This window comes from Massilia sp. PWRC2 (genome assembly GCF_049896725.1).
Classification (GTDB): Bacteria; Pseudomonadota; Gammaproteobacteria; order Burkholderiales; family Burkholderiaceae_D; genus JAFCUW01.
On the sequence record NZ_JAFCUW010000003.1, the window covers coordinates 354,571 to 376,711 of the forward strand.

Here is a 22,141-nt window from a genome sequence, read left to right on the forward strand (position 1 = left end):
CGCAGCCGGCCTGCGGCGCCGACAACAGTTTTTATTACTGAGGAGCAGAGAATGACGATCAAAGTTGCCATCAATGGCTATGGCCGCATCGGCCGCAACGTATTGCGCGCTTTCTACGAAGGCGGTAAACAGCAGGATATCCAGATCGTCGCCATCAACGATCTGGGCGACGCCAAGTCGAACGCGCACCTGACCCGCTATGACACGGCCCACGGCAAGTTCCCCGGCACCGTGACGGTCGATGGCGACAACATGATCGTCAACGGCGATCCGATCCGCGTGTTCGCCCAGCGTAACCCGGCAGAAATTCCATGGGGCGAGCTCGGTGTCGACGTCGTCCTGGAGTGCACCGGCTTTTTCACCACCAAGGAAAAGGCCTCGGCCCACCTCAAGGGCGGCGCCAAGAAAGTCATCATTTCGGCGCCGGGCGGCAAGGATGTCGACGCCACCATCGTCTATGGCGTCAACCAGAACGTGCTCAAGGCGACCGATACCGTCATCTCGAACGCCTCGTGCACCACCAATTGCCTGGCGCCGCTGGTCAAGCCCCTCAATGACGCCATCGGCATTGAAACCGGCCTGATGACCACCATCCACGCCTACACCAACGACCAGGTGCTGTCGGACGTCATGCACGAAGACTTGCGTCGCGCCCGTTCGGCCACCATGAGCATGATCCCCACCAAGACCGGCGCTGCCGCCGCGGTCGGCCTGGTGCTGCCCGAACTGAACGGCAAGCTCGATGGCTTTGCCATTCGCGTGCCGACCATCAACGTGTCGCTGGTCGACCTGACCTTCATCGCCAAGCGCGATACGACAGTCGAAGAAATCAATGCACTGATGGAAAAAGCGGCCGCCGAAGGTCCTCTGAAAGGCATCCTCACTTACCAGACCGAACCGCTGGTATCGATCGATTTCAACCATAACCCGGCATCGTCGAATTTCGATTCGACCCTGACCAAGGTGTCGGGCCGCCTGGTGAAAGTATCGTCGTGGTATGACAACGAGTGGGGTTTTTCGAACCGCATGCTCGACACCACCGTGGCGTTGATGAACGCCAAGTAATAGGTTTCATAAATTCAACAACCCGGGCCATGGCCCGGGTTTTTTTTCGTCCGTTGAAACAGGCGCGCGCTACTGGCGATCAGAGGCTCGACGTGGTGCTCAATGAAGCGTTTCAGCTAGAGTTTCTGATAACGCTATTGTGAATAAATACAACACTTTGTCACCATATTGTCATATTTGCGTAAAGCATCTTTACGAAAATTAACACTGTGTGAGATTCTGCCTCCATGGCTCGTACGTACTACCCCTTTCGCATTAGGCGGGGTGAGCGCAGCGACCACATTAAAATTACACAGGGGAATCTTTTGACACATCCATTTTTACTCAAGCGTAGCGTGATCGCAGTTGCATTGACGCTTGTATCCGTCCCAGCCGTGATGGCACAACAACTGGCCAGTGAACAATCCCTGACCAAGGTCACCATCACCGGTTCGAACCTCAAGCGCGCCGACAAGGAAGGCACCTCGCCCATCGAAGTGCTGACCGCCAAGGACATCAAGGCCAGTGGCGCCAACACGGTTGCCGAACTGATGCGCCAGGTCCCGTCGATGGGTACCGACACCAACCGCGACTTCGAAGGCGGCTCCGGCTTTGCCCGCGGCGTGGCGACCGCCTCGCTGCGCGGCCTGAGCTCGACCTCGACGCTGATCCTGATCAACGGCCGCCGCATGGCGCCGTCGGCCTACGCCGATCCGAACGACGGCAACTCGACCCTGTACGACTTGAACAGCATTCCACTGTCAGCCATCGACCGCGTTGAAATTTTGAAAGACGGCGCTTCCGCCGTCTACGGTTCCGACGCCATCGGCGGCGTCATCAACTTCATCACCCGCTCGGACTTCCGTGGTGTCGAAGTGGCGGCCCGCTACGGCGCCAACGATGACCGCCGCTTCGGTGCCAAGGGCGTCAACTTCATCGCCGGCAAGGGTGACCTGAACGCCGACGGCTACAACGTCTTTGCCACCGTCGACGTCAGCTCGCGCGACCGCGTGGCCCGCCGCGACGTCAAGGATATCGAGTACCAGCAATACGTCGACCTGAACGGCCGCTTCCGTTCCGATTACTCGAGTTCGGTATCCTCGCACCCGGCGTTTTACCGTGAGCGCACGGCCGGTTCGAAAAACTTCGGCGTGACCCAGGCCACCGGCCCGACCAACCTGATCTTCAAGACCGATTGCCCGGCTTCGCAGCAAATCACCGGCGGCACCAAGGATGGCATCTTGCCGACCAGCGTGCTGATCGGTCGTACCTTCTGTAACTACAACGCTGACCAGTTCCTCGAAGGCCAGGGCGCCGGCAAAGATGCCAGCTTCCTCAGCCGCGGCGAAATCAAGCTGGGCCAGACCACCTCGGCGTTTGCCGAAGTGGCCGCCACCCGCAGCGAGCGCGAGTACACGGGCGCGCCGATCACCATCGGCCAGGGCAGTGTCACCAATTTCACGTCCACCGGCGTCGGCCTGCCATTCCAGGCGATCCTGCCGATCGGCCACCCGGACAACCCGTTCACCGATGCCCGCGCGTCGGTCGGTTACCGCTTCGAAAACCTGCGCGGCGGCTCGAAAACCGTCAATGACGGCTATCGCGTGCTCGCTGGCCTGCGTGGCAGCAACCTGTCGTGGGATTGGGAAACCGCGGTGCTGTGGAACCGCACCAAGAAGGATGAGACCAGCTACGGCCGCCTCTACCTGCCCACCCTGCGCAAGCTCAACACCGGCACCACGCTGGCGCAGCTGGCCGCCGATCCGACCATTGGCCACGATGTGCTGACCAATGGTTATTCGCAGATCGCCCAGTGGGATGGCAAGGCCACCACCGAGTTCGGCCGTCTGCCCGGCGGTCCAATGGGCCTGGCAATCGGTTTTGAAACGCGCAAGGAACAGATCAAGCTCAATCCCGATGAACTGGTGGCCCGCGGCGATATCTATGGCCTGTCGAACACTATCATCGATGGCGAGCGCAACGTCCACTCGGCCTTCGTCGAGCTGCGTACGCCGATCCTGAAAAACTTCGAGATGGACTTTGCCGGCCGCGTCGACAAGTATCCTGGCATCAAGACCAACTTCGTGCCGAAAGCCGGCGCCAAGTGGACCGTGAGCGACAGCTTTGCGGTGCGCGGGACCTATGCCGAAGGCTTCCGTGCCCCGGCTCTGATCCAGGTGACCCCGGGCGGCGCCCAGTTCTTCCTGTCGGGCGTGTTCGATCCGAAGCGTTGCGAAGCAGACGAGACCACACCGAAGCCAGGCGCAACCGCTGCCGATTGCGCCAAGCAAGTCTCCGGTTCGGGCGGCTACAACCCTGACCTCAAACCAGAAACCTCGAAGAGCTATTCGCTGGGCTTTATCTTCTCGCCGAGCAGCAGCTTCGACATGCTGGTCGACTTCTACAAGATCCGCAAAGAAGGCGAAATTGCCCTGGGCACCGCGTTCGATGCACTGAAGAACGAAGACAAGACGCCAGGCAATATCGTGCGTGATCCGAACCCGGCCAACTTCGTCACCGATGCCAGCGGCAAGCCGGTACCGGGCACCGGCATCCTGCTGTCGGTCAAGACCCCTTGGCAAAACCAGGGCGCGACCGAAGTGCAGGGCGTCGATCTGGAATTCCGCTTGCGTAACAACCTGGGCGAGCGCGGCCAGTTTGCCACCACCCTGCGTTCGACCTACATCTACCGCTACCTGATTTCGGAAAGCGTTGGCGCCGTTGAAAACAACGTCGCCGGTGCCCGTGCCGGTATCTACGACTGGAACCTGAATGCCGGTATCGACAATCCGAAGTGGAAAACCACGCTGTCGACCAACTGGACGCTGGGCGACCACTCGGTCAACGCGTCGATCCGCTACGTCGGCCCGATCTCGTTGCTGCGCGTAAAAGAAGGCGATGTCACCTACGCCCAGCCGTTCTGCTATTACGGTACCGCCAAGCCAAGCGACGCCAAGCCGAACCGCAACACCACCATCCCGCTGTACGAGACCGCTTACCCAAGCTGCTCGGTCAACAGCTGGACCACGGTCGGCCTGGGCTATACCTACACGGGCTTCAAGAACCTGACGCTGAACTTGAATATCCAGAATTTGCTCGATACCAAGGCGCCATATGATCCGGCTCAGCCACTGGTCGGCTACAACGCTGGTCTGGCCAACAACACTGGCCGTTACTTCAATGTCAGCGCACGTTATGCGTTTTAATGTGCCGCATTTACTGTGCTGCATTTAATGTGCTGTAAATAGTCCATCTGCTTGTAAAAATCCGGCGTGCGCGCCGGATTTTTTTCGCCCATCAATTCGTCGACTGCGCGCTGCCGGCCGGCCGGCTCAGGCGAACAGCGTCTGCCACAAGGCGATCACGGCCTGCGCGTGACTGGCCACCAGCGCGGACTCGACGCGCGCGTTGTCTTGCCCCTGCAAGCGGATCTGGTGCTGCAGGCGGCGCATGGCACGGTAGGCGTCGGCCACCTGGCGCGCCTGCACTGGATCGATCAGACCGAGTTCGCCGCAGGTTTTTAAGAGCGCGATATTGCCGCTGTTGGCGGTCAGTTGCGGCCAGTCATGGGCGTGGCGCAGCACCAAGTATTGCACCATGAATTCGATATCGATCATGCCGCCAGCGCCCTGCTTGAGGTCGAAGCCGCTGCCGCCTGCCTGCGCCTTGTGCATGCGTGCGCGCATGGCTTGCACTTCGGTGCGCAGGACGGCGCCATCGCGCTGCTTGGTCAACACCTGTTCGCGGATCGCTTCGAAGCGCGCACCGATGGCGGCGTCGCCAGCGCCGAAGCGGGCGCGCGTGAGAGCCTGGTGTTCCCACACCCACGCCGAGCTGGCCTGGTAACGTTCGAACGCCGCCAGCGACGACACCAGCATGCCGGAGGCGCCGTCGGGACGCAGGGCAGTGTCGATGTCGAACAGGATGCCGGCCGAGGTGTGGGCGGTCATCCAGGTGATGAAGCGCTGGGCCAGCTTGGCATAATTGGCGGGCGCTTCCTGGTCGTCGTCGTCGAACAGAAAAATGACGTCGAGATCGGACACATAGCCCAGTTCCTTGCCGCCCAGCTTGCCGTAGGCGATCACCGCGAACAGCGGCACCGCGCGGTGGCGGCTGGCAATGGTCTGCCAGGCCGCCTGGATGGTGGCGGCGACGATCAGGTCAGCCAGCGCGGATAAATCGTCGGCCAGCCGTTCGACCGACAGCGTGCCAGCCAGATCCTGTGCCAGCAGGCGAAACAGCTGGGCGTGGTGAAAGTCGCGCAGGATGTCCATCTGGCGCTCGGTGTCGCCGGCGGCGCCGTCGAGCTGCGCCTGCAGTTCGGCCGCCAGCGCCAGCGTGTCGGGCGCGCTGCCGCGCATGCGGTCGTCGAGCAGTTCGTCGAGCAGGATCGGATGCTGCGACAGGAAGGTGGCGGCCCAGCCCGATGCATTGATCATGCGGATCACCCGTTCGAGCGTGTGCGGATATTCGGTGAGCAGCGAGAGGTAAGAAGAGCGGCGCGCTATCGCTTCGAAAAAATCGAGCAGGCGCGCCAGCGTGGCACTGGGACGGCCGACCCCGGCTTCGGTGAGCACGCGGGCAATCAGCGGCAGGGCGGTGCCCAGCAGGGCCAGCAGGCGGGTGCGGCTCGCTTCCGGCATCGCCTGCAGGCGCGGCGCATGCCAGGTTGCCATCAGCCGGCGGGCGGCGGCGGCGGCGTCGTCGAAGCCGAGCGCGGCCAGGCGCACTTCCACCGCCGCCAGATTGTCGAGATCGGCCTCGCCGGTGCTCGACTGCAGCTGCATGCTGTCCTGCTGCTCGGCCTGGTCGGGAACTTTTTCACTGAAGATGGCGTCGAACTGGGACGCCACAAAGGCGCGGTGCGCCGCCAGCGCCACCAGCAGGGTAGGGGCGTCCGCCATCCCCATCATGCTGGCGAGGATGGCGCGCTCGCTGTCGCTGCCGGGCAGCGTGTGGGTCTGGGCGTCGTCGCGGTATTGCAGGCGGTGTTCGAGGTTGCGCAGGAAGGTGTAGGAATCAAGCAGGGCAGCAACGGTGTCGGGCGGCAGCAACTGCTTGTCGGCCAGCACCGCCAGGGTAGCGCGGGTTGAGCGTTCGCGCAGGGCGGCATCGCGGCCACCGCGGATCAGCTGAAACACTTGCGCCAAAAACTCAATTTCGCGGATGCCGCCGCGGCCCAGCTTGACGTTGTTGCTGCGGTCCGGGTGCAATCGCTCCTGGCGGTCGACCTCGGCGCGGATCTGGCCGTGCATGGTGCGGATGGCATCGATCACGCCGAAATCGAGATAGCGGCGGTAGACGAAGGGGCGGACGATGGCGTCGAGGGCGGCAATGTCGGCCGCACTGCCGCTGACGGCGCGCGCCTTGACCCAGGCGTAGCGTTCCCATTCGCGCCCCTGGACGATCAGGTAGTGTTCGACCATCGACAGGCTGGCCACCAGCGGCCCCGACTTGCCGTTTGGCCGCAGCGCCATGTCGACGCGAAACACGAAACCATCTTCGATCACTTCGGACAGGGCGGCAATCAGCTTTTTGCCCAGCCGACTGAAAAACTCCTGGTTCGACAGGCTGCGCTGGCCGGCCCCTGCGGCGCTGTCGCCATCTTCAGGATACACAAAAATCAGGTCGATGTCGGACGACACATTCAATTCGCCACCGCCCTGCTTGCCCATCGCCAGCACCATCAATTGCTGCGGCAAGCCGGACTCGCTGCCGATCGGCTCGCCATGCAGGGCCACCATCTCGGCCATCAAAGGCGCCAGCGCGGTGGTGATGGAAAAATCGGCCAGTGCCGTCATCGTTGCCACCACTTCGGCGAGGTCGGCGCGCCCATCCAGATCGCGTTCGATCAGCGCGCACACCACCAGGTTGCGCAGGCGCCGCAGGCCGCGTGGCAGCGGCAGGGGCGCGCGTGCCTCGCTCAGTTCACGCTGCAGTTGCGCGCCGAAGTCGCACTGTTCGAGCGATAATTGGGCCAGTGTCGCCACCCGTGCGGCGCGGGCCGGATCGGCCGCCAGCCAGCGCTGGTAAAAGTGCGAACAATTGACGGGAGCGAGGCGCTCGGTGGCTGCGTTCATGGGGTCTGCGTTCATCGGGGCGGCGCGGTGGCGAAGGGGAGGGTGAGGTTGAGGGGGGACGGTGGCGGGCGCGGTCGAAGCAAAAATGCCAGACCATGCAAAAAACATGCTCGATCGTGGCACGCTGGCGGCATCACCGCAACGGTTCTGCATGCCTAGGTGCCAGCGGCGTTTCTGTGTGGCGAGCTATGCGGTAAAATCCGTCCCGTGGTTGTAGCACAACGATGGTAAGCCAGGCGGCGGCGATGGTGCAAGCGCCACGGTGGAACCACATTATGACGAACCCCGGTGGTGCACGGCCGCCGTGGTTCTTACTCGCGAGTATTATATTAATCAATTGATCGACAGCCAGGAAACCGAGGGCGTCACCACGCACCCGCCCCTGGCGCAGCGCTGGCGCAGTGTGCGTGCGGCCTGGCGCTTGTGCGATCAAGCCTCGCACCATATCCTGGGCTGGAGTGTGCGGCTGGCCTTGCTGCTGTATTTCGCCTTCGCCATCCTGTTTTTGCTGCTGCGTTACGCCATTCTTCCCAACATCGAGTATTACAAGACCGACATCGAGCAGCTGGCCAGCCGCGCGGTCGGCAACCAGGTCTCGATTGCCCGCATCTACGCGTCGTGGCAGGGCATGCGGCCGAATCTGTTTTTGGGCGACGTCGTGCTGCGCGACGCCCAGGGCAGAACAGCGCTCAGTCTGCCCAGCGTCTCGGCCACCTTCGGCTGGCGCACGCTGCTGGCCGGCGACGCCCGCTTCGAGTCACTCGAACTGATCCGTCCGCGCCTCGACGTGCGCCGCGATGGGGCCGGGCGCATCAGTGTGGCTGGCATGGTGCTCGACGCCGGCAGCAAAGGCGCGCCGAATGACTGGGCACTGCGCCAGCACCACATCGTCATCCGTGACGGCCACATCGACTGGACCGACCTGCAACGGGGCGCGCCGACGCTGGCACTCGACCAGGTCGAGCTGACCCTGACCAACAACTGGAACCGCCACCGGCTGGCCGTGCGCGCCACGCCGCCAGCGAGCCTGGCCGCGCCCTTCGATCTGCGCGCCGATTTCGCCAGCCCCCGCTTCGGCGCCAGCCGCGCCAACGTGGCGCTGTGGAAAGGCGAGCTGTACGCTGACCTGCGCGACACCGATCTGGCGGCCTGGAAGCCTTACCTCGATTACCCGTTCGAACTGGCGCAGGGCAAAGGCTCGGTACGCGCCTGGCTGACGCTCGACCAGGCCCGCCTGGCCGGCTTCACCGCCGATCTGGCGCTGGCCGACGTTGCCGCGCGGCTGGCGCCAGGCGGCCCGCCGCTGGCGCTGGCGCAGGTCAGCGGCCGCCTGTCGGCCAGCGAAACCATCGCCCCGGTGGCAGCCGAAGGCACGCCCACCTTCGGCAAATACGGCCACCGCATCGCCCTTGACCGCTTCGCCGTCATCACCAGCGACGGCTTGATTTTGCCGCCCACCACGCTGTCCGAGTCGTACACGCCGGCAACGGCGGGCAAGCGCGAAAAAACCGTCGTCAGCGCCCGTCAGCTCGATCTGGCGCTGGTGGCCCAGCTGGCTGCGCAACTGCCGCTGGCACCGGCCGAGCGCAGCCTGCTGGCCGAACTGGCGCCCCGTGGCCGCCTGCAAAATTTGTCGGCCGAATGGGAAGGGCGCTACCCGTCGCTGCGTGCGTGGCGCGTGCGCGGCCAGGTTGAGCAGCTGGGCGTGAATGCGCGGCCAGCGCGGCTGGCCGTGGCCAAAACCGCCAGCAGCGAAGCGGTCACGCCAATGGCCGCCATTCCCGGCTTTGATCAACTCACTGGCAGTATCGACGCCAGTGAGCGCGGCGGCAGCGTGCTGCTCGATGCTCCCCAGCTGGCAGTCGAATTGCCCCAATGGTTTGCCGAACCGACCATGAAATTTGACCAGCTGGCGCTGCGCGCGCGCTGGAATTTTGTCGGCAGCGAACAGCTGGCCGTGCAGATCGACCAGTTCGACGCCCTGCAGGGCACCCTCAAGGTCAATTTACACGGCAAGTATCTGTTACCGCTGGTGCATGGCAAGTCTGCCGGCGAAGCGGATCTGCAAGGCAGCCTGACGGGATTTTCCATCAACACGCTGGCGCGCTATCTGCCCCTGCAAACGCCGCCGCATCTGCGCGAGTGGCTCGTTGGTGCGCTCGAAGACGGCACCCTGCAAGACACCAGCCTGCGCCTGCGCGGCGAGCTGTCGCATTTTCCGTTTCAGGGTGACACCATCGCCGAGCGCAACCGCGGTGAATTTCGCGTCGCCGGCCGGCTTGAAAATGCCCGCCTGAATTACACGCCGGGGCGCTTTGCCAGGGATGGCAAGGCGCCCCTGTGGCCACAGGCTGAGCACATCAACGGTAGCATCGTGTTCGACCGCAGCCGCATGGAAATCAAGGCCGATACCGCCGTCACCGCCGGCGTCGCCCTCACGGCGGTCAAGGCAGTGGTCCCCGATTTGCTCTCGCGCGACATGCAGCTGGAAATCGACGGCAGCGCCGCCGGCCCACTGCAAGACTTGCTGCACTACGTCACGCTCAGCCCGGTGAGCGAATGGATCGGCCATTTTACCGACGACGCCCGTGCCAGCAACGGTGCGCGCCTGAATTTAAAATTGCGCATGCCGCTCGCCCATGCGCTCGACACCAAGGTGCAGGGCGCCCTGCAGCTGTTGAACAATGACGTCGTGCTGTTCGACGAACTGCCGCCGCTGCAGGCGGCCATCGGCAAGATCGAATTTAACGAACGCGGGGTCAACCTCAATGGGGTGGGCGCCAGTTTCCTCGGTGGTCCGCTGGCGCTGACGGGCGGCAGCCAGAAAGACAATAGCATCCTCATCAAGCTGGCCGGCCAGCTCAGCGCTGACGGCTTGCGCAAGGCCTGGCCGGTGCCCGAAGTGCAGCGCCTGACCTCGTATTTCAGCGGCGAGACGCGGTTTACCGGCGCCATCGCCGTGCGCGAACACCGGGTCGAAGTGACGGTCGATTCGACCCTCGCCGGTCTCGGCCTGGGCTTTCCGGCGCCGCTGGCGAAAGCGCCGGCGCAAGACACGATGCCACTGCATTTTGTCCTCAGCGGCCTGGCCACCGGCGACGCCAATGTGGTGCGCGACGACATACGATTGACGCTCGGTTCTGCCATCAGCGCCCGCTACCTGCGCCAGAAGCAGGGCAAGGGGCCGTGGATGGTGTTGCGCGGCGGTGTAGGCGTCAATGTGCCGGCGCCCGAGCACGAGAGTGGCGTCATGTTCAACGTCAACATGAAATCCCTCAATGTCGACCAGTGGCTGGCGCTGGGCAGCGCCATTGCGGGGCCGGCCGCGACGGCGATGGCAACTGCGGCAACGGCGACCGAGCCGGCGGCGGGACCGCAGGGGCTGGCGCAATACGTCACCGCCGACGTGCTGGCCGGCCGCGCCGACGAATTGATCATCACCGAACGCAAGCTCAATAACGTGGTGGTGGGCGTCTCGCACCTGAAATCGAGCTGGCAGGCGAATATCGATTCACGCCAGGCGTCCGGCTACCTGACCTGGGACGAGCCGGCCAATGGCCAGGGCCTGGGCAAGGTGACGGCGCGCCTGGCCACCCTGATCATTCCCGAGTCAGCCGCAGCCGAGGTCAAAGATTTGCTCGAGAGCGGCAAGAGCGCGGCGTCGACCATTCCCGCCCTCGACATCATTGCCGAGCGTTTCGAGCTGTTCAACAAGCCGCTGGGCCGGCTGGAACTGGCGGCCAGCAATGAACGGGTCGCCGCCGGCCGCGAATGGCGCATCAACCGATTATCGATGGTCAATCCCGATGGCGAACTGAAGGCCACTGGCAAGTGGTTGATCCGCGACGGCAAGAGTGCGACCAATTTGAATTTCAACCTCGACATCGCCGATGCCGGGCGCCTGCTCGACCGGCTGGGCTTTCCCGACACCCTAAAGCGCGGCAAGGGCAAGCTCTCTGGCGACGTCAGCTGGAATGGCTTGCCCTATTCGCTAGACGCCGCCAGCCTGTCCGGCGCCATCGCCCTCAACGTTGCCGCCGGCCAGTTTCTGAAGAAAGACCCGGGTGCTGCCAAGCTGCTCGGCGTGCTCAGTCTGCAAGCGCTGCCGCGCCTGCTCAAGCTTGATTTCCACGATGTGTTTTCCGAAGGGCTGGCCTTCGATGGCATCAGCGCCACGGCCGTCATCAGCAAGGGCGTGCTGAAAACGGAGAATTTGAAGATGTACGGCGTCGCCGCCACCGTGTTAATGGACGGCAGTGCCGACATTGCCAACGAATCGACCAACTTGCGTGTGGTGGTGGTGCCGGAATTTAATCTGGGCACGGGACCGCTGGTGTATGCGCTGGCGGTCAATCCGGTGATTGGCATCGGCAGTTTCCTGGCCCAGCTATTTCTGCGGGCGCCCATGATGGCGGCCCTGACCTACGAAATGAAGGTGGAGGGGCCGTGGAAGGCGCCGGTGGTGACCAAGCTGGCGCAGCGAACAGCGCTCAAGCCGACGGCAAAATAAAAGCTGCGCTACACTGGCCGCCGGGGCTGACGCCGTGCTTCGGGACGCAGTAATTCGTGAACAAGGAACACCATGACTACAGTTGCCGCGATCCAGATGATTTCGACGCCAGACGTTGCCACCAATATCGCCACCGCCAGCCGCCTGATCGCTAGCGCGGCCGAGCGCGGTGCGACCCTGGTCAGCCTGCCTGAATACTGGCCCATCATGGGCATGAACGACACCGACAAGGTGGCCCAGGCGGAGCGCGAAGGCGCCGGGCCGGTCCAGGATTTCATGGCAACGGCGGCGCGCCGCCACGGCATCTGGCTCGCCGGCGGTACCATTCCCTTGCAGTCGCCCGAGGCTGGCAAGGTAATGAACACCACCCTCATCTACGACCCCACAGGGCAGGTGGCGCGGCGCTATGACAAGATCCACCTGTTCGGTTTTAACAAGGGTGCCGAAACCTACGACGAAGCGCGTACCATCGTGCCGGGCGCCGACGTCGTCACCTTCGAGGCGCCGTTTGGCAAGGTCGGGCTGGCTGTCTGTTATGACCTGCGCTTTCCCGAACTGTTTCGCGCGATGGGGCAATGCACCTTGCTGCTGGTGCCGGCGGCGTTTACGTACACCACCGGCAGCGCCCATTGGGAAGTGCTGTTGCGCGCGCGCGCCATTGAAAACCAGTGTTATGTGCTGGCAGCGGCGCAGGGCGGTCAGCACGCCAACGGCCGCCGCACCTATGGCCACAGCGTCCTGATTGATCCGTGGGGCAAAGTGACCGCCCTGCTGGCTGAAGGGGAAGGGTTGATCACGGGCGCGATCGACCAGGCGCTGATCGACGGCATCCGCAGCAGTTTGCCAGCGCTGCAACATCGTCGTTTATAGGGGGCCGCCCCGTGCGCCCCGCCGTGTGTCCGCCGTTGCCAGGGACATAGTCTGACCATCGCCACCCTGCAGCAGCATTTCGCTGCGCCGTCATTAGCACCAGCCCAAAGGTGGTTTATACTTTTGGGTGAATATTTTAGGACACACCATGATCCCATTTGAACCGAATCTGTCCACGCTGGCCGTGGCCCGTGACGTACTGCTCACACCGTTCGGCCTCGACGAATCGAAGCTGCTCAAAACGCTGGGCAGCATGTTCACCCACAAGGTCGACTATGCCGACCTGTATTTCCAGTTTACCAAGAGCGAAGGCTGGAGCCTGGAAGAAGGCATCGTCAAGACCGGCAGCTTTTCAATCGACCAGGGCGTCGGCGTGCGCGCCGTGTCGGGCGACCGCACGGCGTTCTCGTATTCGGATGAAATTTCCGAATTCGCCCTGATGGAAGCGGCGGCCGCGACCCGCACGATTGCCCGTGCCGGTAGCGGCAAGATCAAGGTGGCCGGTGTGACCGTGCCGACCGGTGGGCGTTCGCTGTATTTGCCCAATGATCCGCTCGATTCGCTCGATGCCACCGCCAAGGTGAAGCTGCTCGAGCGCGTGGAAAAAATGGCGCGCGCCAAGGACCCGCGCGTGGTCCAGGTGATGGCGGGTCTCGCCGGTGAATACGACGTGGTGCTGGTTGTGCGCAGCGACGGCGTGCTGGCCGCCGATATTCGCCCGCTGGTGCGGGTATCGGTCACCGTCATCGTCGAACAGAACGGCCGTCGCGAGATGGGCTCGTCCGGTGGCGGTGGCCGTTTCAGTTATGGCTATTTCAGCGACGCCGTGCTCGAGCAGTACGCCACGGAAGCAGTGCAGGCGGCGGTGGTCAATCTGGACGCGCGGCCGGCGCCGGCCGGTCCGATGACGATCGTGCTGGGACCGGGCTGGCCCGGTGTATTGCTGCACGAAGCGATCGGTCACGGTCTCGAAGGCGACTTTAATCGCAAGGGGTCCTCGGCGTTTTCTGGCCGCATTGGCGAGCGTGTGGCTGCCAAGGGCGTCACCGTGGTCGACGATGGCACCCTGCAGGACCGCCGTGGTTCGATCAACATGGACGACGAGGGCAATCCCACCCAGTGCACCACGCTGATCGAAGACGGCATCCTGCGCGGCTACATCCAGGACACCATGAATGCGCGCCTGATGAAAATGCCGGTGACGGGCAATGCCCGGCGCGAATCGTTTGCCCACTTGCCGATGCCGCGCATGACCAACACCTACATGCTGGCCGGCGACAAAGATCCGGCGGAAATTCTCGCCTCCGTCAAGAATGGCTTGTATGCCGTCAATTTCGGCGGCGGCCAGGTCGACATCACCAATGGCAAGTTCGTGTTTTCGGCCAGTGAGGCCTACATGATCGAAAACGGCAAGGTGACTTACCCCGTCAAGGGCGCCACCCTGATCGGCAATGGTCCTGACGTGCTTAATCGCGTCTCCATGATCGGCAACGACATGCGCCTCGATTCCGGTGTGGGCGTGTGCGGCAAAGAAGGCCAGAGCGTCCCTGTCGGCGTCGGCCAGCCCACCCTGCGTATCGAAGATGTCACCGTTGGTGGGACCGGATGAAAACATCAAACAAAAGTACACCGCTACTTTTGTTTGGCCCGAAATGAGAAGCGGAGGGTAGAAACGGCTGATAGGCGCAAAGATGAATGGGAAATAATTACCGGTAAAGCCAGTAATTATTTAGGAGACGCAACCCCGATTCTGCTCACTGTTCGCCTCGGGGCTCAAGCGTTTTAGTTCGCATGTGGTTACCCCCTTTACGTTTCGATTTTTACTACTGCTTCGACTTTCATTTTCGCTTTACGCCTTGCAGCCTCGCTCTGACGGCGCGCGCGCCACAGACGCTCAGCCCCGAGGCGCCGCTGCGCAAAGTCGGGTTTGCGTCGCCCTAATCATCACTGGCTCCGCCAGTGATGATTACCTGACCATCTTTGCGCCTCCAAGCCGGTTTTACCTTGGCTTCTCATGTCGGGCCAAACAAAAGTAGGGGTGTACTTTTGTTTGACGGTTTTAGAACTTGTGCCGGAAACCCAGGCTCAGATAACGTCCTAAGGCCCCGCTATAGTCGAGCGGATTGTAGGAGGTGGCCCCATAGGTGAGCGGGTCGAGTGGTGCGACCTTGTCGAGCACGTTCTGGATCGTCGCGAACAGTTCGCTGTTCTGTCCCAGGGTCCAGCGGCCCGTCAAGTCCAGCGTGGTAAACGAGGCGATGCGGCAGCCATTGGGGGCGTCGTCCCCATTGGCAAAGTGCGATGCGCAACCGTCGGGGTCGTTCTTGAAAAGGACGTTCTTGATGGGCGCCCGGTAGTTGACCACCGCGGACAGCCGCCACGGCGCCAAGTCCCAGGTGGCACCCAGGTTGACGCGGTCGTCGGGCGTGCCGATGCAGTTGGTGACGTCGCAATTGCCGTGGGTGCCAGCAAAATCGCGTGTGCTGCCGTCCTGCTCGGTACGCTCCCACTTGAACAGGTGCGTCCATTTGATGTCCATGCCCAGGGTGCCGTTGCCACTGCCCAGATTAAAGGCGGTGCGTCCGTCCAGATCGACCCCGCGTACCCGCGTCTGCGCCGAGTTGACGTAGCGCGCCAGCACCGCTGTGATGGCGCCAGGGTCACCGGCAATGCCAGAGGCGGTCGACGGGTCGCGCGCGATATGGCCGGCGGCAATGGCAGCGTCAGTCTGCTCCTGGTTGATTTCGTTCTTGCGCTTGATTTGCCAAAAGTCGACCGATACATTGGTGCGCGGCAGCGGGTCCCAGATGGCGCCCACCGACCAATTGCGCGATTTTTCGGGACTGAGCGCCGGGTTGGGCGAGGTGATGAAGGCGATCGACGCCGGTGAACAGGCGGCCGTCACCCCCAGATTGCAGCGCAGGGGATCGCTGGCAGTGGAAAAGGCGGCCAGACCGCCGACGCCATTTTCCGCCGCACTGGGGGCGCGAAACCCCTTGGCGAAATTGGCGCGCAAGCCCAGCACCCGCAGCGGCGTCCACTTGACCGCCACCTTCGGTGTGTAGGCATTGCCGACATCGGAAAAATGGTCGGCCCGCAACGCGCCCGACAGCTCGACCGTGCTGAGCACCGGCGCCAGCACTTCGGCGTAGGCGGCGCTGACGTTGCGCCGGCCGAAGTAGGCCGAGTAGCCCAGCCCAATGATATTGCCGGTCTCGGTGCCGGACGGCGGATTGAGTTCGGTGCGCTCGTGGCGGTATTCGGCGCCCAGCGCCACGCCCAGCGGGCCACCGGCCAGCTGGCCGAATTCGCGGGTGGCCTTGAAGTCGATTTGCGCGATGCGCGTTTCGGCGTTGTTGCTGACGGTGGGCGACAGGGCGGCGTAAATCGCCGCCGAATTGAGGCCGGCATTTTCGCCAATGCGCCACAGGCTACCCGCGGGCAGGGCAGCATAGCGCGGATTGGCACTGGCGGCGGCCACATTGGCAGCGCTCGGGTTGAGCAGGGCAAAGGTGACGTCGCGCTGCAGGAAGCCGAACTGGTCGTGGTTGACACGGTTGGCCGAGAACAGCAGGGCGCTGTCGATGTCCCAGTCCAGCCAGGTCCCTTTGATACCGGCAACCGCGCGGCCGAATTTGGAAGTGACGTCGCCGATGCGCGGACCGACATCGGCGGCGAGGTAGCGCAGCCGCGCGGTGGTGCCGAAATACGGATTGTCGGGATGGCTGGCGCCGAGCGCGACGCCGGCATTGCTGACCGGCCCGCCCGGGTAGCCGACCGAGCCACTGATGCCCGACGGCGTCGTCACCGAGCTCGATTCGCTCCAGTAGTAATTGAGTTCGCCGTAGGCCTGCATGGCCGGCGACATCTGGAAGGTGCCGCGGCTAAACAGGTTCCAGGAATTCTGGCGCGGCTGGATCTGGCTGTATTCCTGCGCGGCGTCGGTCAGGCAGCCGCCGCCCGGGTCGCCCTGTGGATGACGCGTAAAATTGCGGCAGTCGGCATTCGGGAAGGTGCGGGTAAAGCCGACCCCGGCCAGGTTGCCACGGTTGTAGTAATCGAGCGTGCCGGGGTTGCGCACATTGCCGTTGACGGCGCTGCCGGCAGCGTTGTTGGTGGTGATGGCGCCGGTGCCGCCGAGCGCTTCCTGGGCGGAAAAACCCAGGTCGCGCAGGTCGCCGCGGCCGATCTGGCGACGATCGTCGCGGTCGCGGTTGTAGACTTCGCGCTTGCCGCCAAATTCGAGGCTGAACAGCATGTTGTAGCGATCGCTGTCGAGCTGCCCGAAGCCGTGGGTGATGGCGACGCGGCCGTCGCGGCCATCCCAGTAGCGCGACGTGCCGTAACTGCTGCGCACCGTGGTGCCGACGAAATCGCGGCGCAGGATGACGTTGACGACGCCGGCGATGGCGTCGGAACCGTAAATGGCCGAGGCGCCGCCCTTGAGGATTTCGACGCGCTCGACGGCGTCGCTGGGAATGATGTTGAGGTCGGCGAACACCTTTTGGCCATCATCGGCCAGGCCATACGGTGCGATGCGCCTGCCGTTGAGCAGCACCAGGGTGGAGGCGGCGCCCAGGCCGCGCAGCGAAATACCGGAGGCACCCTGGGCGAAGCCGGCACCATAGTTCGATGGCACCGAGCCCTGGTTGTCGACGGCCAGCGTTTGCAGCAGTTCGGCCACCGTGGTGCGGCCGGTTTTTTCAATGTCGGCACGGTTCAGGGTTTGTACTGCGCTCGACGATTCGGCTTCGGCGCGGCGGATGTTGGAACCGGTGATTTCAACGCGGGCGATGGGCTGGCCCGGCTGGGCCACCGGCTCAACCTGAGCCAGGGCCGGCGCAGAAAACGCGCCCACACCGAGCGCTGCAACGGCGCCGCCGGTGGTTAGGTGGCGCAAGGCGAGCTGGCGCAGGGCGCGGGACAGGATGGTTTCATTCATGTCGAACTCCAGTTGTGGGCATGGGCTTTTCTGAACTTGGCGCAACAAATCCCTAAAGAAAAGTTGCCGATTCTCAAGCAGCAGCGTGATTCGTTGGTGGTGATGGGTCGAGTTTTGCATCGGCCGCCGTGCTCACGCTGCGGCAAATCAAACGGCTCGCCGTTCGCCTTCGGCGCTGTGGGATACCTGCAACGCTGTTGCGCTGATTTTTCCGTCCGACAAAGCGCTTGCCAAGCCGCGCCCCTTGTTGTTATAGTCAGTCCATCGTTTTCGGATTCGCCATGCATACACCACTGTGGTTTACCTGCTTTTTTTACTTTAGCCATTCCAGCCAGCAGGCGGTGGAGTAGCGGCAGGTGTTCGTAACAGCAGAACCCGAAGCAGCACAACTCGATAACCGCCAGATGGCGGTTTTTTTTCATCCCGACGTTTATATCGAATCGTTTGATTCTTGTCCTTACCTGCCCGGAGAACCGCATGCAACGCACCGATGATTTACGCATCCGCGAAATGAAGGAACTGACGCCGCCCTCGCACCTGATCCGCGAGTTCGCCTGCAGCGAAGCGGCCGGTGCCACTGCGGCCAATGCGCGCGTGGCCCTGCACCGCATCCTGCACGGCCAGGATGACCGCCTGCTGGTGGTGATCGGCCCCTGTTCGATCCACGATCCGAAAGCGGCGATGGAGTACGCCACGCGGCTGGCGGCCGAACGCGGCCGCTATGCCGGCGAACTGGAAATCGTCATGCGCGTGTATTTCGAAAAGCCGCGCACCACCGTCGGCTGGAAGGGCATGATCAATGATCCCTACATGGACAACAGTTTTCGGATCAACGATGGCTTGCGCATGGCGCGCGAGCTGCTGCGCGATATCAATGAGCTGGGGCTGCCGGCCGGTACCGAGTTTCTCGATGTGATCAGTCCGCAGTACATCGCCGACCTGATCAGCTGGGGAGCGATCGGCGCCCGCACCACCGAGTCGCAGGTGCACCGCGAGCTGGCGTCGGGGCTGTCGTGTCCGGTTGGCTTCAAGAACGGTACCGATGGCAACATCAAGATCGCCGTCGAGGCCATCAAGGCCGCTTCGCAGCCGCACCACTTCCTGTCGGTGACCAAGGGCGGCCACTCGGCCATTGTGTCGACCAACGGCAACGAGGATTGCCATATCATCCTGCGTGGTGGCAAGACCCCGAACTACGATGCCGACAGCGTCGACGATGCTTGCCGCCAGATGGCCGCGCAGGGGCTGGCGGCGCGCCTGATGATCGACGCATCGCACGCCAACAGTTCGAAAAAGCCGGAAAACCAGGTGCCCGTGTGCGCCGATATCGCCCGCCAGGTGGCGGCCGGAGCGGACCGCATCATCGGCGTGATGGTTGAATCGAACCTGGTGGCGGGGCGGCAGGATCTGGTGCCTGGCAAGGAGCTGGTGTACGGCCAGTCAGTCACCGATGGCTGCATCGACTGGGAAAGCAGCCTGCTGGTGCTCGACAACCTGGCGGCGGCGGTGCGTCAGCGCCGGCTGTGCCGCGAATAAGGGCGAGCATTGCGGCGCAATCGGGCCGGCTACCATAAAAAAGGGCGCTGATTTCTCAGCGCCCTTGGTCAGCCGGCCCTGCGGCCGGCCTCAACGACGGCAACGGGGATTAGAACGTGAAGCGTGCACCGGCCTTGAAGTAACGGCCGATGGCACCGCTGGCGTCCATCGGGTTGTAGCTCATGCCGCCGTAGGTCAGGGGATCGAGCGGCGCGACCTTGTCGAACAGGTTGGTAATCGAGCCGAACAGTTGAATGTTCTTGGTCAGGTTGTAGCGGGCCGACAGGTCGACGGTGGTGAACGATGCTAGTTTGCAGCCGTTCGGTGCATCGGCGCCGCTGGCCAGTTTCGATGCGCACAGGTCGCCTTCAAACAGCACGTTCTTCATGTCCGAACGGTAGTTGGCAGTGGCGGTCAGGTTCAGGGCATTCCAGTCCCAGCCAGCAACCAGGCTGATCTTGTCTTTTGGCGTACCGGCGCAGTCCGAGGTATCGCAATTGCCGTGGGTACCGGCAAACTGGTACTTGACGGTGGCCGACTCGGCACGCAACCACGACGCGACGTGGGTCCAGGTCAGGCCCAGCGTACCGCGGCCATAGCTGCCCAGGCCGAAGCGCTGCTTGACATCCAGATCGACACCCTTGACCTCGGTGTAGCTCGAGTTGCGGTAAGGCGCCTTGGAGATCAGCAGGGTGCCCGAGTTGGGGATCACGGCGCCGCTTGCATCGACCAGGTTGTTGTCCGAACGCACAGCGGTCGGCAGCGCCGCCGCTTCGCTGTACGGCAGCGGGTTGATCTCGTTGCTACGCTTGATCTTCCAGGCGTCCAGCGACAGGCTGGTGTTGTCCAGCGGATCCCACACCAGGCCGAGGGTGGCGCCTTTCGATTTTTCCGGGCTCAGATTCGGATTGCCGACCTTGACGGCGGCGATCGAAGCGGAGCAATCGTTGGTGCTGGCGCCCGGTGCCGGCGTGCCATTCGGGCAACGGATCGGATCGCGGGCGGTGGCGGTGCCGGTCGATTGCGATTCAACGCCGGCTTCAGCAGGGCCGGGTGCGCGGAAGCCTTCCGAGTAGGTACCACGCAGGGCAAAGGTGCGCACCGGGGTCCACTTGGCGCCCACTTTCGGCGTGGTGGCCGAGAAGTTGGCGTACTTGTCATAACGGGCGGCGGCGGACAGTTCAACCGTTTTCAGCACTGGTGCTGCCACTTCGACGAACACGGCCGACACATTGGTGTCGCCCTTGGCGGCCACGTAGGACGAGTTGATCGAACCGTCGCGGGTGCCCGACAACGATGGGTTGTCGAGTGTTTCACGGCGGTGTTCGGCGCCCACTGCAACGCCGAGGGCGCCGCCTGGCAGCTGGAAGAACTCGCGCGAAGCCTTGAAGTCGACGATGTCGAGCTTGGTGGTCGAGTGCGAGGTGGCCGTCGTCACCATCGCTGCGTACAGCGAAGCGGGGTTCTTGCCAGCCTGGGCACCGAGGTAGTAGGGGAAATACGGGCTCGTCGAGTCCCCCAGCGCTGCTGCCACCACGTTCATGTTGAGCATGTTGCTGTAGGCGAGGTCGAGGGTCGACTGCGAGTGCACATAGCCGGCATCGAAATCCCAGCCGAACTTGTTGCCCTTGACGCCCACCACGAAACGGCTGAAGGCATTGTCGGCCGAACGGGTGCTGGCGCCGACGTCGAACGCCGAGTAACGCACGCGCACCGGCACGCCGTACGGGTTTTGCGGGTGATTGGCGGCCAGCACGATGGTGGTGCCGGCGCCGGAACCGAAGTTCTTCACGCCGGTCGGGAAGGTGGCGTTGGGCGGGAAAGCGATGGTCGGGGTGATCGACGCGGGCGTCAGGGTGAACGCCGTGTCACGCCTGGAGTAGCCGGCTTCGGCATAGACCTCCAGATCGCTGCTGATGATTTTGGTGCCGCGGGCATACAGATTGCCGCCATTGATTTGCGGCTGCATCGAGCGGAACTGGTCCTGGTGCCATACGCAACCATTGGCTGGTACCGGTTGCACCGAGCTCGACAAGGTGCTGCAGCCGGGCAGGTATTCGTAGACGTTGGTCAAGGGATTGCGGATGGCGCCAGTCGGGGTTGCATTAGCGACACCGCCACGGATATCGCCGGAGGCGAACTGGGTGGCCAGCGGATAGCCCCATGGCCGGAGATCGCCATGGCCGATCCAGCCGCGGTCGGCGCGGTCTTTGTTGAGCAGTTCATTGTTTTGATACAGCTCGGCACTGACGAGGACGTTGTAGCCGTCGGTGTCGAGATCGCCCTTGCCCCAGGTAACCGAGGCTTTTTGCGCTTCGCCATCGCGGTAACGCGACTCGCCCAGTTCAACCTTGGCGGTCAGACCCTGGTAATTTTTTTTCAGGATGATATTGACCACGCCGGCAATGGCGTCGGCGCCGTAAGTCGCCGAGGCGCCGTCCTTGAGGATCTCGATGCGCTCGACTGCTTCCATCGGCACGGTCGACAGGTCGGTGAAGCTTTTCTGGCCATCATCGGCGCGGGCAAACGGCGCCATGCGGCGGCCGTTGAGCAGCACCAGGGTCGAGGTGGCACCCAGGCCACGCAGCGAAATGGCGGTCGAACCGGCGGCAAAACCATTGCCGAAGCCGGTTGGCAGCGAGCCAGCGCCGTCGGCGGTCAAGGTTTGCAGGTACTCGGCGACCGTGCCCTTGCCCGACTTGGCCATGTCGGCAGCGGTGATGACTTGCACCGGCGAAGCGGTTTCAGCGCTGGCGCGCTTGATGCTCGAACCGGTAATTTCGACGCGCTGGATGGGGGCGGCCGAAACGGTGTCCTGTGCCAGGGCGGGCTGGGCCAGGGCGAGTGTCGCCAGGGCCAGCGAGATCGCTTGGGCGACAGCTGTTTTCTTGTACATATGAACTCCAGGGAATTTCAATGGTTAAAAGACGTCACGCTGCGAAGAATGTGTATTCGCGTTGATGGCTAAGAATGGAATGGGAAAACTAATTTATGTCTTAAATGAAAATTTACAATTTGCATTTTCAGTAAATGTAGTGAAAATATCCTTGCGTTTGAATATATGACCATCCGGGTCTATTGGTGTCAACACATTGTATTTAAGCAATTCGTGGGAATGCAACACAACTTTGCCAGCTGACAATATGCCATCTGATTATT

At 63.0% G+C, this 22,141-nt stretch carries 10 protein-coding genes; 6 read left to right on the forward strand and 4 right to left on the reverse strand.

All coding sequences use genetic code 11. The features are described from left to right. The first annotated feature begins 51 nt into the window (after positions 1–51). Both gap and ACP7BZ_RS09250 read left to right on the forward strand, forming a co-directional pair. On the forward strand, positions 52–1,065 hold the full coding sequence (gene gap / locus ACP7BZ_RS09245) for a type I glyceraldehyde-3-phosphate dehydrogenase (RefSeq protein WP_426112304.1): 1,014 nt from the start codon (positions 52–54) through the stop codon (positions 1,063–1,065). Between the two features lie 377 nt (positions 1,066–1,442). Next, a complete protein-coding gene (locus tag ACP7BZ_RS09250; RefSeq protein ID WP_426112427.1) occupies positions 1,443–4,250 on the forward strand; it encodes a TonB-dependent receptor domain-containing protein in 2,808 nt (935 codons plus the stop codon). 126 nt (positions 4,251–4,376) lie between these two features. Here the strand turns inward: ACP7BZ_RS09250 and glnE are convergent, their stop codons facing one another. Continuing rightward, positions 4,377–7,124: a bifunctional [glutamate--ammonia ligase]-adenylyl-L-tyrosine phosphorylase/[glutamate--ammonia-ligase] adenylyltransferase gene (gene glnE, locus ACP7BZ_RS09255; RefSeq protein WP_426112306.1), complete on the reverse strand. Its 2,748-nt coding sequence runs from the start codon at positions 7,122–7,124 to the stop codon at positions 4,377–4,379. Between the two features lie 337 nt (positions 7,125–7,461). Between glnE and ACP7BZ_RS09260 the strand changes: the two genes are divergently transcribed. The 3 genes from ACP7BZ_RS09260 (at position 7,462) to tldD (ending at position 14,113) form a co-directional block, all read left to right on the forward strand. Further along, on the forward strand, positions 7,462–11,634 hold the full coding sequence (locus ACP7BZ_RS09260) for a YhdP family protein (RefSeq protein WP_426112308.1): 4,173 nt from the start codon (positions 7,462–7,464) through the stop codon (positions 11,632–11,634). A 72-nt stretch (positions 11,635–11,706) separates the two neighbouring features. Beyond that, entirely contained in the window at positions 11,707–12,504 is a 798-nt protein-coding gene (locus ACP7BZ_RS09265) for a carbon-nitrogen hydrolase family protein (RefSeq protein WP_426112310.1), read from the forward strand. A 148-nt stretch (positions 12,505–12,652) separates the two neighbouring features. Continuing rightward, positions 12,653–14,113, forward strand: coding sequence for a metalloprotease TldD (tldD, locus tag ACP7BZ_RS09270; protein WP_426112312.1), 1,461 nt, complete (start codon positions 12,653–12,655; stop codon positions 14,111–14,113). 450 nt (positions 14,114–14,563) lie between these two features. On the opposite strand, the gene ACP7BZ_RS09275 is transcribed toward tldD, so the two are convergent. After that, complete coding sequence (locus ACP7BZ_RS09275; RefSeq protein ID WP_426112314.1) at positions 14,564–17,446, reverse strand: TonB-dependent receptor; 2,883 nt, start codon at positions 17,444–17,446, stop codon at positions 14,564–14,566. Further along, positions 17,443–17,868 carry a hypothetical protein gene (locus ACP7BZ_RS09280; RefSeq protein WP_426112316.1) on the reverse strand — a complete coding sequence of 142 codons (426 nt, stop codon included), beginning with the start codon at positions 17,866–17,868 and terminating at the stop codon, positions 17,443–17,445. Before ACP7BZ_RS09280 ends, ACP7BZ_RS09275 begins: the two co-directional genes overlap by 4 nt. Positions 17,869–17,923: 55 nt before the next feature. Here ACP7BZ_RS09280 and aroG point away from each other — a divergent pair, with 55 nt between their 5' ends. Further along, positions 17,924–18,982 (forward strand): 3-deoxy-7-phosphoheptulonate synthase AroG, encoded by a 1,059-nt coding sequence (gene aroG / locus ACP7BZ_RS09285; RefSeq protein WP_426112318.1) that lies wholly within the window; start codon positions 17,924–17,926, stop codon positions 18,980–18,982. 109 nt (positions 18,983–19,091) lie between these two features. On the opposite strand, the gene ACP7BZ_RS09290 is transcribed toward aroG, so the two are convergent. Continuing rightward, positions 19,092–21,878 (reverse strand): TonB-dependent receptor, encoded by a 2,787-nt coding sequence (locus ACP7BZ_RS09290; protein WP_426112320.1) that lies wholly within the window; start codon positions 21,876–21,878, stop codon positions 19,092–19,094. Positions 21,879–22,141: the final 263 nt, after the last annotated feature.